Below are 13,916 nucleotides of genomic sequence, written 5' to 3'. Positions count from 1 at the left end.
CCCTCTCCAGGCCGCGGCGCCCTTATCGCGGGCAAGCACCGCTCCCACATGGAACTGTGTTTGATTCGCGACAGCGTGGTTTCAGGGACACTTGGACGACTCCTACTGGCGTTGTGTTATTCATTTCACGGCCCCGAACGACAGGCCGCGTACCAGCTGCTTCTGGCTGATCCAGCCGAAGATCAGAATCGGCGCGCAGGCGAGGGTCGAGACGGCGGAAAGTTTGGCCCAGAACAACCCTTCGGGGCTGGAGTAGGACGCGATCAGCGCGGTCAGTGGCGCAGCGTTGGATGAGGTGAGGTTCAGCGACCAGAATGCTTCGTTCCAGCACAGGATCAGCGACAACAGCGCAGTGGATGCCAGGCCGCCTTTGCAGATCGGAATCAGCACCTTGAAGATTTCCTGCCGTGTGCTGGCGCCGTCCAGTCGCGAGGCCTCAAGGATTTCCCCGGGGATGTCCTTGAAGTAGGTGTAGATCATCCAGACTACGATGGGCAGGTTGATCAGCGTGTAGATCACGATCAGCGCAATGCGGCTGTCCAACAGGCCGAACGTCTTGGCCAGCAGGTAGATCGGCATCAGCACGCCTACCGGGGGCAGCATCTTCGTCGAGAGCATCCACAGCAGCGTGCTTTTGGTGCGTTTGGTCTCGAAAAAAGCCATGGAGTAAGCCGCAGGCACCGCGATCAACATGCACAGGATGGTTGCGCTGAAGGAGATGACCACCGAGTTCCAGGCGAAGTGGAAATAGTCGCTGCGCTCCTGAATGTGCAGGTAGTTTTCCAGGGTCGGCGTGAAGATGAACTGCGGCGGCGTGGCAAACGCGTCGATCTCGGTCTTGAAGCTGGTCAGGACCATCCAGAAAATCGGAAAGAAGATCAGCGCGGCGATCAGCCAGCACAAGGTGCCGAGTAGCACGCTTTGCAGGCGTCGGGATTGTTTGAGCGTCATCATGATTCGGCCCTCAGGACTTGTCAGTGAGGTTTTTGCCGATCATCCGGATCAGGATGATTGCAGCAATGTTGGCAATGACCACGGCAATCAAACCGCCAGCGGACGCCATGCCCACGTCGAATTGCAGCAAGGCCTGGTTGTAGATCAGGTACGCCAGGTTGGTCGATGCGAAACCCGGACCGCCATTGGTCGTGGTGAAGATTTCCGCGAATACCGAGAGCAGGAAGATGGTTTCGATCATCACCACCACAGCAATTGGCCGGGCCAGATGCGGCAGCGTCAAATGCCAGAAAATAGCGATAGGTCCTGCACCGTCAAGCCGTGCGGCTTCTTTCTGTTCCTGATCCAGCGATTGCATGGCGGTCATCAGGATCAGGATGGCGAACGGTAGCCACTGCCACGAAACAATGATGATGATCGACAGCAGGGGATAGTTGGCCAGCCAGTCAATCGGTTGGGCACCGAAGAGCTTCCAGACCCAGGCGAGGATGCCGGACACGGGATGGAAAATCAGGTTCTTCCAGATCAGCGCGCCCACGGTGGGCATGATGAAGAACGGCGAAATCAGCAGCACTCGCACAATGCCACGCCCGAGAAACTCGCTGGCTTCCAGCAGTGCGGAAATCAGCACACCCAGCACCAGGCTGATCAACAGCACGCTGCCGACCAGCAATAGCGTATTGGTCGCACCGGGAAGGAAACCGCTGTCGGTGACGAAATATTCGAAGTTTTCCAGGCCGACGAATTCGTTCTCGCCGGGGTTAAGCAGGTTGTAACGGATCAGCGAGAAGTAAATGGTCATGCCCAGTGGGACGATCATCCACACCAGCAACAGCAGGACCGATGGGCTGACCAGAAACCAGCCGGGTTTGGTCACGCTGCCTTTGATTGACGGGTTATCGTCGGGCGTGACGGCCTGAGGCTTGATAGTTGAGGTTGTCATGATGGCGATCCTGGGTGCAAAAGGAGAGCAGGGTGTCGGGGCGCACGCACCCCGACTGATAGTCGGCTGCGACTATTTCTTTGGATAACCTGCCCGCTTCATGTCCCGCTCGGTGGAGCTTTGCGCGTTTTTCAATGCCGCGTCAGGGGTTGCCGTGCCCACCAGTGCAGCGGAGAACTGCTGACCGACTGAAGTGCCAATGGCCTGGAACTCAGGAATGGTCACCAGTTGAATGCCCACATAAGGCACTGGCTTGAGGGTTGGTGCTTTGGGCGTGACTGCCTTCAGCGATTCCAGTGTGATGTTGGCGAACGGTGCGGCTTTCTTGTATGCATCGGTGTAGGTCGAAGCGCGGGTCCCTGGCGGTACGTTGGACACGCCGTCTTTCTCGGCCACCAATGCTGCGTACTCTTTTGAGGTCGCCCATTCGGTAAAGGCTTTGGCGTCAGTCTGGTTTTTCGCGCTCGTCGGGATTGCCAGAGCCCATGAATACAGCCATGCCGAGCCTTTGTCAGTGACTTCATGAGGCGCGTAAGTGAAGCCTACGCTGTCTGCGACCTTACTCTGGCTCTTGTCGGTGACAAACGAACCGGCCACGCTGGCATCGACCCAGATGGCGCATTTGCCGCTGTTGAACAGCGCGAGGTTTTCGTTGAAGCCGTTACTCGAAGCACCCGGAGGGCCGGACTTCTTCATGGTATTCACGTAGAAATTCAGCGCGTTCTTCCATTCCGGTTGATCGAACTGCGGCTTCCACTGCTCATCGAACCAGCGTCCGCCAAAGGAGTTGGCGACTGTGCTGATCAATGCCATGTTTTCGCCCCAGCCCGCTTTGCCTCGCAGGCAGATACCGTACTGCTCTTTGGACTTGTCGGTCAGTTTGTCAGCGAATTCGGCGATCTGCGTCCAGGTAGGGCGTTCCGGCATGGTCAGGCCCGCGGCCTTGAACAGGTCGGTGCGATAATAGGTAATCGAGCTTTCGGCATAGAAAGGCAGTGCAAACAGTTTGCCGTCCACCGACAAGCCATCGCGTACTGACGGGAACACATCATCCAGCGCGTAACTGGCTGGCAGGTCCTTCATTTCTTGCAGCCAGCCCTTGGCACCCCACAACGACGCCTCGTACATGCCGATGGTCAGCACGTCGAATTGGCCGCCTTTGGTGGCGATGTCTGTGGTCAGACGCTGGCGCAAGACGTTCTCTTCGAGGACGACCCACTTGAGTTTGATGTCGGGATGCTGTTCTTCGAAGGTTTTCGACAGCCGCTGCATGCGGATCATGTCGCTGTTGTTGACCGTAGCGATGGTGACTTCGCCCGCAGAAGCGGTGGCGCAGAGCGTCAGACAGGTACCGGCAAGCAGAACTTTTGCAGAGGTCTTCATTTATCACTCCTCTTCCGCGCCCTTGGAGCTACAGAAGGTCGGTTATTGTTTTTGTGTCTTCCGGAGGTAAGGAAGATGTGGATTGATTACAGCGGGCGCAGGCACAGATGACAAATCCTGCATGACACTTGCACTGATACTTTTTTGCACTCGGTTGCGGCCAGCAAAACCAACGCATGACTGCCGCAAGCGGTTTGCGACAGTCTGCGACGCAGTTTCAGCGTAGACGTTGGTTGGGAGAACGCGGTGAATCAGTACAGGTTTTGTTCAGTGAGGCGTTGGACCGCCAGTCGCCGATAGTGCGATGGGGTCATGCCCTTGAGCTGCTGAAAGCGTCGATTGAAGTTCGAAATGTTGTTGAAACCCGATTCGAAACACACATCTGTCACTGGCTTGTCGCCGTCGGCCAGTAGCTCACAGGATTTGCTAATGCGCAGGCGATTGACGAATTCCACGTAGCAGCGGCCAGTGGCTTGTTTGAAGACCCGGGAGAAGTACGTGGGCTTCATGCCGAGATAATCGGCCACTTCTTCCAGCGGCAGTTCCCGTGCGTAGTTGGCGAAGATGTAATCCACTGCCTTGTTAGTGCGATCAACACTGTGCTCATCGGCTATGGGGGCCGAGTTGCTGCCGGACAGCAACTGGTAGTCATCGCTGCCCGCCAGCAGTTCAAGGAGGATGAGAAAATGGCCCAGGCGGCTGATGCCTTTGGAGTCGGCGATCTTCTGCATCAGCCTGGTGGCCTGGCGAATCGTTCGTTTGCAGCGGAACTCGATACCGTACTGCGCACGCTCCAGCAAGGGCGCCAGAGTCTTCAGCTCGGCAAATATCTGGCTGCCGCTTTCAAATAATTCATCAGTGAAATTAACCAGCATGTCCCGCTTGGTGACGACCTCATCCTCTTCAATCTGGCTGATCCAGTTATGGGGCAGGTTGGGGCCGGTGAGGAAAAGGCTCTCGGGATAGAAGTTGCCTATGTAGTCGCCGACAAAGACCTTGCCGGAACTGGCCACGATCAGGTGCAGTTCATATTCCTTGTGGAAATGCCAGCGCACCAGAGGGCAGGGGAAGCCGTGTTCACGATAGATGATCGACAGGCCGTTGTGGTCGTCCATCAATTCGTACGAGGGGTCTGTGACTCTTGTTGTTTTTGTCATCATATGGCCGATGTCCAGAATGCCAGGCTGCTAATGTGCACTATCTGAGTGTGCGAAAGCACCCAGAGTTTCCTGTGGCAACTGGCACGCGCCATCTATGTGGGAGCAGGGCTTGCCCGCGATGCATGAGACGCCGCCATAAGACACGCCGCGTTATCGTTTATCGCCGGAATGCCGGAATGCCGGAATGCCGGATTGCCGCCCAGACCAGGCATCTCTTCCACAGGGCTTTGAGTTTGATGCAGCACCTGCGCCAATCAGTTCCATCTGGAGTGAACTCATGAAAACCATCCTCCTCATCGGCATTGGTTCCGGCCACCCGGAGCAGATCACCCTTCAGGCCATCAATGCGCTGAACCGCGCCAAAGTGTTTTTCATTCTGGACAAGGGTTACGCCAGCGACGATCTCCTGCGCCTGAGAAAAGATATCTGTGAGCGCTACATCACCGGTGATGACTATCGCTTGCTGCAGGTCAGCGACCCGTCCCGGGAGGATGATCCCCATTCTTACCAACAAGGAGTTGCACGCTGGCATGAGCAGCGGGCAGCGCTTTTCCAGCGGCTAATCATTGATGAAGTCGAGGCGGGGCAAACGGCGGCCTTTCTGATATGGGGCGAGCCGACGCTCTATGACAGTACCTTAAGAGTCTTCGAGTTGATTCTGAATAACTCACCCCAACTGTTTGATTATCAAGTAATTCCTGGAATAAGCAGTGTGCAGGCACTGGCGGCACAACATCGTATTCCCCTGAACCGCATAGGCGAGTCCATCCATATCACCACCGGGCGCAGACTGGCCCTCGAGCAGAATGCAGCACCTGAAAACACCGTCGTGATGCTCGATGCGCACTGTACGTTCGAGCGGTTTCTTAACCAGGGCCTGCATATTTACTGGGGTGCCTACCTGGGCACCCCGGATGAAATCCTCATTGCGGGACCACTGGATGAGGTCTGTGAGCAGATCAAGCACGCGAGGGCGAATGCGCGGCGGGAGAAGGGCTGGATCATGGATACGTATCTGCTGCGGAATGATATGTAGATTCTAGATTCAAATCTCAAGCTATTGTTTTTATTGTTTAATGTAGTAGATGTAATCGATATGCCTGATGCCCTGCGGCGCCTGAATTGCGGGCTAGCCTTGATGATGACGTGGGACCGGCTTTAGCCGGGAAAACTGCCTGGCGGACGCCGCATATTCAGCAGCTGTACCGGCCTCTTCCCGGCTAAAGCCGGTCCCACTTGGTCACATTGCATGGCCCCGAGATAGAGGTGCGCCTAAAGGCTTGAAGCCGGGTTGCGATTCTTCGCTTCGATCCACTGCGCCATGTATTGAGTGCTCTTATGGTGGTGGTGCCGCAGCATTGCGCCGGTAAAGTTGGCGGTCCGATGGGCCTCTAGGTTCTTCCGCAATTCGTCGATGCGGGCAATCAGGCTGGCGCAATGTTGTTGCTGCCTGTAGCGCGCTTCTAGCAGCTTCCAGCCAGCGGTTTGCGCTTCATGCCACCGCTCTTCATCCTCATAAAGGCGTACCGCTGCATCAGCGATATCTGCAGCGCTGCTCGCAATGTTGCCGGGCCAGGGCAGGTCGCCGCTCATGGCCTCGGCACCGATGGGCGTGGTGATGGTCGGCGTGCCGCACAGCATGGCGTCGACAATCTTGCCTTTGACCCCCGCGCCAAAGCGTAACGGCGCCAGACAGATACGCGCCTCGGACATCACCTGCAAAGCGTCCTCCGCCCAGTTCATCACATGGAAGCCCTGCGCCGCGTTATGCAGGGCGGTGGCTTTGGGTGGCGTGTAGGAGCCGTAGATATGCAGCTGAGCCTTGGGCAGTTGCTGCCGTATCAGCGGCCAGATGGCGTTCTTCATCCAGAGCACCGCATCCCAGTTAGGAGCGTGTCGGAAGTTGCCGATACTCAGAAAATTCGCTCGCTCGCTAAACGGACGCGCCGTCACAGGGACGTTGCTGACCATCAGCGGGCACCAGTGCAAAATGGCTTCAGGCACCTGGAAATCACGGGTAAGCAACTGCATTTCCACGTCGGACGTCATCAGGCTGAGATCGGAGCGATACAGGGCGGCGATCTCACGCTGCGCCAGGTCACCGGTCGCCATCACAGAAAAAGTATCGCGTTTTAATATTTCAAAAAAATGATTTAAATCATCAGGTTGAGCAGAACTACTCAGGTGGTTTTTTAACTGCTGATGTCGCCCGTGACGCAGGCTTTGCAGGTCTGACGTTTCCAGCAGTCGCAGGGCATTCGGGCAGTGCTTCTCAACCCTCCAGCCAAATTGCTCCTCGATCATGAATTGGTCGAACAGCACGATATCGGGTTGCAACTCACTGATGAAACCATCGAAGCTGCTGTTGTTAAGTTCAATGCTGACCTCTCGGATACCCAGCTCAGCCAGGTCGGCCTTATGCTCGCCCTCAGTGGCCGGGCTGGCAAACGTGATTTGCCAGCCTTGTTCCAGAAAGCACTGGATCAACTGCATCACATGACCGCTGGCCGCTGAAGAGCGCGGCTCGGGCCACACATATCCAATAATCAATACACGGGTTGGCGCGCTCGAAACGGGGCCGTCAGGCAAGTGCTGCAAATCGTGCTTATCCAAGAATGCTTTTTACCTTGTCACGCAACTGGTCAATGGAGAATGGTTTGCCAATGTTGTGCATGCCTGCCGGGACATCAATGCTTTCGGCATAGCCACTGGCGAAAAGAACGGGCAGGGTCGGGCGCAGTTTGCACGCAATCGCAGCCAGTTCTTTGCCATCCATGCCCGGCAGACCCAGGTCGGTCATCATCAGATCAATGACCTTCGATTCATCTTCGAGCACCTTTACAGCCACTTCACCGTCTTCGGCTTCGAGCACTGTGTATTCCAGCTCTTCAAGCACGTCGACGATCAGCATGCGGACAATGGCGTCGTCTTCGACCACTAGAATGGTGCTGGCGGTAACGGACATAGGTGATTTCCTTAAAATCTGCAGGGTCGACGTCATGCGACCGGTACGAGTAAGCAAAATAACGCTGGAGGTGCCAGCGGGCAACAATTTGCACTCGTTTGAGTGGGTGTTAGAGCAAGCTGTATCACTTATGAAGCGAATAATGCGTTCTTAGGCAACTAAATGTCAGAAAATTCAGATATCTGTGTGAGAAATGGGAGTCTTTTTCTAAAGTTTACGGCAAACTTCATGGTTTGATGATCACCAAGGATGACTCATGATCCGTCCGTCTACTCTCGATGAGCAACGTTTTCGTAAATTGCTTGGCCGCAACGTCACTTTACCCCTTAGTGTGGGTGTGATCAGCGCAGTCTTTTTTATCGGTCTGATCAGTTATTTGCTGTCAGTCATCCAATGGGTCGAGCACACCGACCGAGTCATCAACAATACCAACCGCGCGTTGAAGCTTTCCATCGATATGGAAACCGGCATGCGTGGTTATTTGCTCGTGGGCGACGAGCGTTATCTCGACCCCTATGAATTGGCAAAACCGGCGCTCGTCGCTGAGTTGAAGGGGCTTGAGGCACTGGTCAGTGATAACCCGCCTCAAGTGGACCGGCTCAAGCGCATTCAGGCATTGCAGGAAGATTGGGGTCAGTACGCCGAGGAGATGATCAATCAGCGGCGGATAAAGGGCGAGTTCATAGCCCCGCAACGGACTGGGCGGGGCAAGCGCCTGACGGATGAGGTTCGCAGCCAGTACGAAGAAGTTATTGCAGTAGAGCAACAGCTGCGTCTTGCGCGCAACGCCGACGTTACACGCACTACCATTCTGTCGGTCAGCCTTTACCTTGTTTTTGTCCTGAGTGTCAGCGGCTTTCTTGCCTACATCGGTCGTCGGGACTTGCTGGCCTTGTCCACTACCTATGGTGACAACCTGAAGCTCCAGGAGGAAAACGCCGAGCGCCTGAAAAAAGTCGCCTGGTTGCGTAATGGCCAGAGTGAGCTGGCTGAACAGGTGTTGGGTCAATTGACGCTGAATAACCTGGGGACCAACGTCCTGCAATTCTTCGCCCAGTATCTGGGAAGTGTGGTTGCCGCGGTGTACGTGCGTCAGGAGCATGGCGGCCTCAAGCGTGTGGCCTCCTATGGTTTCTCCCGTGAACAGGAACAGCACGAGCAGTCGATCTATAGCGGCGAAGGCGTGATAGGCCAGGCTGCCCAGCAACACAAGATCATCCGTCTTGATGATGTCCCCAGTAATTACTTCAAGGTGTCTTCCGGACTGGGTGAGGGCGACCCACGCAGTATTCTTGTGGTGCCAACCAGCAACGACGATCAGGTCAACGGTGTCATCGAGCTTGGCTTCCTGCGTCCTGTTACCGAGAGCGACGTCGAGTTCATGGACCTGATTGCCAACAATGTGGGCACCTCCATTGAAGCTGCGCGCTACCGTCAGCGTTTGCAGGAAGTATTGGCTGAAACCCAACAGCTCAACGAAGAGTTGCAGGTCCAGCAGGAAGAGCTGCGCACCGCCAACGAAGAGCTGGAAGAGCAGTCCAGGATTCTCAAGGAGTCCCAGGCGCATCTCGAAACCCAGCAAGCCGAACTCGAGCAAACCAACGAGCAATTGGCTGAGCAGGCTCAGGTGCTGTCCGAGCAGCGTGATGCGTTTGACCGCAAGAATGAAGAGCTGAACATCGCTCAGGTCGAGCTTGAAAATCGTGCTGACGAGCTCCAGCGCTCAAGCAAGTACAAATCCGAATTCCTTGCCAATATGTCCCACGAGCTGCGCACGCCGCTCAACAGCTCGCTGATTCTGGCCAAATTGCTGGCCGAAAACCCGACGGAAAACCTCACCGCCGAACAGGTGAAGTTTGCCGAATCGATCTATTCAGCCGGTAATGACCTGCTCAACCTGATCAACGACATTCTGGATATTTCCAAGGTCGAAGCCGGCAAGCTGGACATGCGTCCTGAAAACAGCAGCGTGTCTCGCCTGGTCGAAGGGCTGCGCAACATGTTCCAGCCATTGGCTCTCGACAAGAGGCTGGATTTCCACGTGGAGCTGCAGGCCGGTGCGCCGACCATGCTGTACACCGATCGCCAGCGTCTGGAACAGATCCTGAAAAACCTGCTGTCGAACGCAATCAAGTTCACCGAAACCGGAACTGTCAGCATGATCGTCTCGCGTCAGCCGGGCGCAGGGATTGTCTTCACGGTGCGTGATTCCGGGATCGGCATTGCCGCTGAGCAGCAGGAGAGCATCTTCGAGGCATTCCGTCAGGCTGATGGCACCACCAATCGCCGTTATGGCGGCACCGGCCTGGGGTTGTCCATTTCCCGGGATCTGGCGCGTTTGCTCGGTGGCTCCATCAGCGTCACCAGCGAGCCGGGGCAGGGCAGTATCTTCACCCTGGTTCTGCCTGAACAGTATGTCGAGTCGGTGCAGCTGGAATATGGCGAAGTCCCTGCGCCAATCCCCGCGCCGGTTGTGCCGGTGCATGCTTTGGCAGCTTTGCCGCAAGCTGCGGTAGCCGTTCCCGAGAAACCCGCCAAAGCGCCCGTGCCGAGCTTCGCTGATGATCGCGAGAAGCTGCCGTCGAACAAACGCTGCATCCTGGTGATTGAAGACGAAGTGGCTTTCGCGAAAATCCTCTTCGACCTGGCTCACGAGCTGGGTTACCACTGCCTTGTTGCCCACGCCGCGGATGACGGTTTCAACCTGGCCGCTCAATTCACGCCGGACGCGATTCTGCTGGACATGCGCCTGCCGGATCATTCCGGGCTGACGGTTCTGCAGCGCCTTAAAGAGCTGGCACCTACGCGACATATCCCGGTTCACGTGATTTCCGTTGAGGATCGCCAGGAAGCGGCCATGCACATGGGCGCTGTGGGCTATGCAGTGAAGCCGACCACCCGTGAAGAGCTCAAGGATGTCTTCGCCAAGCTCGAATCGAAACTGACCCAAAAGGTCAAACGCATCCTGCTGGTGGAAGACGACGCTCTGCAACGCGACAGCATTGCGCGGCTGATCGGTGATGACGACATTGAAATCACCGCGGTAGGTTTCGCCCAGGATGCGCTGGACCTGCTGCGCGACAACGTCTACGACTGCATGATCATCGACCTGAAGTTGCCGGACATGCTGGGCAATGAGTTGCTAAAGCGTATGTCCACGGATGAAATCTGCTCGTTCCCGCCGGTCATCGTCTACACCGGTCGCAACCTGACACGTGATGAAGAAACCGAGCTGATGAAGTATTCCCGCTCGATCATCATCAAGGGCGCGCGATCACCCGAGCGCCTGCTGGATGAAGTCACGCTGTTCCTGCACAAGGTCGAATCGCAACTGTCCAACGAGCGCCAGAAGATGCTCAAGACTGCACGCAGTCGTGACAAGGTCTTTGAAGGGCGCAGAATTCTGGTTGTCGACGATGACGTGCGTAACATCTTTGCCTTGACCAGCGCGCTGGAACACAAGGGCGCGTTGGTTGAAGTGGCGCGTAATGGCTTCGAGGCCATCAGCAAACTGAACGAAGTCGAAGATATCGATCTGGTGCTGATGGACGTGATGATGCCGGAAATGGACGGCTATGAAGCGACCATCGAGATCCGCAAGGATCCACGCTGGCGCAAACTGCCGATCATTGCCGTGACGGCCAAAGCCATGAAGGACGATCAGGAGCGTTGCTTGCAGGCGGGCTCAAATGATTATCTGGCCAAGCCTATCGACCTGGACCGACTGTTCTCGCTGATACGTGTCTGGCTGCCGAAAATGGAACGTATTTGAGTTGGATGAGCCCAAGCTGAGCATCCAGCCCGCACCTAAAGGTTCCGCCATGTCTCAAGACAGAAATACGGACATCGAAATACGTCTGTTGATTGAGGCTATTTATCTCAAATACAGCTACGATTTTCGTGATTACTCCGGCGCTTCGGTGAAGCGCCGTGTCAGTCACGCACTGCGCCAGTTTGACTGCACGACGATTTCCGCATTGCAGGAGCGGGTGATTCACGACCCTCAGGCCTTCATGCAACTGCTGCAATTTCTGACGATTCCGGTCAGTGAGATGTTTCGCGACCCGTCGCATTTTCTGGCGATTCGTGAGGAAGTGGTGCCACTGCTGCGCACCTACCCGTCAATCAAGATCTGGATTGCCGGGTGCAGCACGGGCGAAGAAGTGTATTCGATGGCCATTCTGCTGCGCGAAGAAGGCCTGCTGGACCGCACGATCATTTACGCTACCGACATCAACCCGAGCTCGCTGGACAAGGCCCGGCAAGGGATTTTCTCGATGGAGAATGTCCGCGCGTACACGGACAACTACCAGAAGGCTGGTGGCCAGCGCGCGTTTTCCGATTACTACACCAGTGCCTACGATTACGCGATATTCGACAAAACGCTGCGCGAAAACGTGACGTTCGCTGACCATAGTCTGGCAACCGACAGTGTGTTCTCCGAAACACAGTTGGTGTCATGTCGAAATGTGCTGATTTACTTCAACAAGAAATTGCAGGATCGCGCATTCGGGCTTTTCCATGAATCGCTCTGTCACCGCGGATTTCTGGTGCTGGGCAGCAAGGAAACCCTGGATTTTTCCGGCTACAGCAGCCGCTTCGAGCCTTTGGTGAAACCGGAACGGATCTACCGCAAGACATGAAAAGATCATTCTCTGGAAATGACCCCATTGACCCACCACTGCCGGTCGTCGACGCCATCGTGGTAGGTGCTTCAGCCGGCGGAGTCGATGCGCTGCTGAAAATATTCGCCTCGCTCAGGATGGGTTATCGGTTGCCCATCCTGACCGTGCTGCATGTACCTGAAAATCGCCGTAGCCAGTTGGCCCAGGTGTTCCAGGCGCGGATGCCACTCAAGGTCAAAGAGGCGGACGATAAAGAAGATGTTGCTCCCGGCACGTTGTACTTCGCGCCGCCGGGTTATCACTTGTCGGTGGAAAATGATTTGAGCCTGTCGCTGAGTCAGGAGGATCGGGTATTTCATTCCCGGCCCAGTATCGACATTCTTTTTCAGTCAGCCGCGGATGCCTACGGGCCGCGTCTGGCGGGGTTCTTGTTGACCGGTGCCAATAACGACGGCGCCTTTGGTCTGTCGTGTATCAAGCTTTCCGGCGGCATGACGGTTGTTCAGGATCCAGAGGAGGCTCAGGCGCGCACCATGCCCGATGCCGCACTGGCGCTGCATAAGCCTGATTACCTCCTGCCTTTAAACGATATAGGCCAACTGTTGGTCGAGCTGGAACGAATTGCATGCTGAGTCACATTCAAGCCAAGTTGCTGATCGTCGACGATCTGCCGGAAAACCTGTTGGCGCTCGAAGCGCTGATCAAGCGTGAAGACCGTGAGGTGCACAAAGCATTGTCGGCCGACGAGGCCTTGTCGTTGCTGCTGGAACACGAATTTGCTATGGCAATCCTCGATGTCCAGATGCCGGGCATGAACGGCTTCGAACTCGCGGAAATGATGCGCGGCACGGATCGCACCAAAAATATTCCGATTGTGTTTGTCAGCGCCGCAGGGCGCGAGCTCAATTACGCCTTCAAGGGGTACGAAAGCGGCGCTGTGGATTTTCTGCATAAGCCGCTGGACATCCATGCGGTCAAGAGCAAGGTCAACGTATTCGTCGACCTGTATCGCCAACGCAAGGCGATGAAGCTGCAAGTCGAGGCACTGGAGCAGAGCCGTCGAGAGCAGGAGCAGTTGCTGGCAAAGCTGCAGGTGACTCAGAACGAGCTGGAGCACGCCGTGCGGATGCGCGACGATTTCATGTCAATCGTCTCCCATGAAGTGCGCACGCCGCTGAACGGGCTGATTCTGGAAACCCAGCTGCGCAAGCTGCACCTGGCCAAAGACAACGCTGCAGCGTTCACCATGGAAAAGCTGCGGGCCATGGTAGACCGTGATGAGCGCCAGATTCAGAGTCTCATCCGTCTTATCGAAGACATGCTTGATGTCTCCCGCATCCGCACCGGCAAGCTGTCGATTCGCACCAGCGCCTTCGATCTTGCCGAATTGGTCAGTAACCTGCTCGAAAGCTTCTCCGCGCAGATTGCGGCGGCTGAATCCAGCGTGACGTTCAAGGCCGCTGAGCCGGTCATCGGTGTGTGGGACGAGTTCCGCATCGAGCAAGTGATTGCCAATCTGCTGACTAACGCCCTGCGCTATGGTGCCCGTAAGCCCATTCACGTCCGCGTATATGCCGAGGAAGGTGAAGCGCGGGTTGAGGTGCGTGATCAGGGCATTGGTATCAGCGCGGAAAACCAGCAGCGGATTTTTCAGCAATTCGAGCGGGTGGCTGCCAACCATGCGGTGCATGGCCTGGGCCTCGGTTTGTTTATTTCTGACCAGATTGTCTCTGCTCATGGCGGGCGCATTGTCGTGGAAAGCGCCGAGGGAGAGGGCTCGATGTTCCGGGTCTGCCTGCCGGTTTAGCAGCGTAAGAATTCAACGTCAGATTTATCCGATATTTACGCAACCTACGGCCATCGTCATGGTCGTAATGGCAGCTATT

General features: G+C 56.0%; 10 protein-coding genes and 2 pseudogenes. 6 read left to right on the top strand and 6 right to left on the bottom strand.

All coding sequences use genetic code 11. The features are described 5' to 3' along the window. Window positions 1–120: 120 nt before the first annotated feature. From CKW31_RS08720 to CKW31_RS08705, 4 genes are all read right to left on the bottom strand, one after another. Window positions 121–954: a carbohydrate ABC transporter permease gene (locus tag CKW31_RS08720; RefSeq protein ID WP_095093944.1), complete on the bottom strand. Its 834-nt coding sequence runs from the start codon at window positions 952–954 to the stop codon at window positions 121–123. Window positions 955–964: 10 nt separating this feature from the next. Then, window positions 965–1,897 (bottom strand): carbohydrate ABC transporter permease, encoded by a 933-nt coding sequence (locus CKW31_RS08715; RefSeq protein WP_095093943.1) that lies wholly within the window; start codon window positions 1,895–1,897, stop codon window positions 965–967. A gap of 72 nt (window positions 1,898–1,969) precedes the next feature. Further along, entirely contained in the window at window positions 1,970–3,280 is a 1,311-nt protein-coding gene (locus CKW31_RS08710) for a sugar ABC transporter substrate-binding protein (RefSeq protein WP_095093942.1), read from the bottom strand. A 251-nt stretch (window positions 3,281–3,531) separates the two neighbouring features. After that, window positions 3,532–4,437: an AraC family transcriptional regulator gene (locus tag CKW31_RS08705; RefSeq protein WP_095094021.1), complete on the bottom strand. Its 906-nt coding sequence runs from the start codon at window positions 4,435–4,437 to the stop codon at window positions 3,532–3,534. Between the two features lie 280 nt (window positions 4,438–4,717). Between CKW31_RS08705 and cobF the strand changes: the two genes are divergently transcribed. Continuing rightward, window positions 4,718–5,476, top strand: coding sequence for a precorrin-6A synthase (deacetylating) (gene cobF, locus CKW31_RS08700; protein WP_095093941.1), 759 nt, complete (start codon window positions 4,718–4,720; stop codon window positions 5,474–5,476). A gap of 236 nt (window positions 5,477–5,712) precedes the next feature. Here cobF and CKW31_RS08695 read toward each other — a convergent pair whose 3' ends face one another. Together CKW31_RS08695 and CKW31_RS08690 are read right to left on the bottom strand one after the other, a co-directional pair. Beyond that, window positions 5,713–7,053, bottom strand: coding sequence for a glycosyltransferase (locus tag CKW31_RS08695; RefSeq protein WP_256582527.1), 1,341 nt, complete (start codon window positions 7,051–7,053; stop codon window positions 5,713–5,715). After that, window positions 7,046–7,405 (bottom strand): response regulator, encoded by a 360-nt coding sequence (locus CKW31_RS08690; protein ID WP_095093940.1) that lies wholly within the window; start codon window positions 7,403–7,405, stop codon window positions 7,046–7,048. The genes CKW31_RS08695 and CKW31_RS08690 overlap by 8 nt, the downstream gene beginning before the upstream one ends. 256 nt (window positions 7,406–7,661) lie before the next feature. Between CKW31_RS08690 and CKW31_RS30300 the strand changes: the two are divergent. The 5 genes and pseudogenes from CKW31_RS30300 to CKW31_RS08670 form a co-directional block, all read left to right on the top strand. Beyond that, window positions 7,662–9,827: pseudogene (locus tag CKW31_RS30300) on the top strand (CHASE3 domain-containing protein); the annotation flags it as partial. 126 nt (window positions 9,828–9,953) lie between these two features. Beyond that, a pseudogene (locus CKW31_RS30295) lies at window positions 9,954–11,177 on the top strand (response regulator); the annotation flags it as partial. A gap of 49 nt (window positions 11,178–11,226) precedes the next feature. Next, window positions 11,227–12,048, top strand: a complete 822-nt coding sequence (locus tag CKW31_RS08680) for a protein-glutamate O-methyltransferase CheR (RefSeq protein ID WP_095094019.1) — start codon at window positions 11,227–11,229, stop codon at window positions 12,046–12,048. Further along, window positions 12,045–12,662 carry a chemotaxis protein CheB gene (locus CKW31_RS08675; protein WP_095093938.1) on the top strand — a complete coding sequence of 206 codons (618 nt, stop codon included), beginning with the start codon at window positions 12,045–12,047 and terminating at the stop codon, window positions 12,660–12,662. Before CKW31_RS08680 ends, CKW31_RS08675 begins: the two co-directional genes overlap by 4 nt. Further along, the gene (locus tag CKW31_RS08670) at window positions 12,656–13,837 is read left to right on the top strand and encodes a hybrid sensor histidine kinase/response regulator (protein WP_095093937.1); all 1,182 of its coding nucleotides are present in this window, start codon (window positions 12,656–12,658) and stop codon (window positions 13,835–13,837) included. The genes CKW31_RS08675 and CKW31_RS08670 overlap by 7 nt, the downstream gene beginning before the upstream one ends. The last annotated feature ends 79 nt before the right edge of the window (window positions 13,838–13,916 follow it).

Origin of the sequence: Pseudomonas sp. Irchel 3A5 (assembly GCF_900187575.1) — a bacterium.
Taxonomy (GTDB): Bacteria; Pseudomonadota; Gammaproteobacteria; order Pseudomonadales; family Pseudomonadaceae; genus Aquipseudomonas; species Aquipseudomonas folii.
The sequence above is the reverse complement of the archived record's forward strand: the minus strand, read 5'-3'. Positions and strand labels throughout refer to the sequence as shown.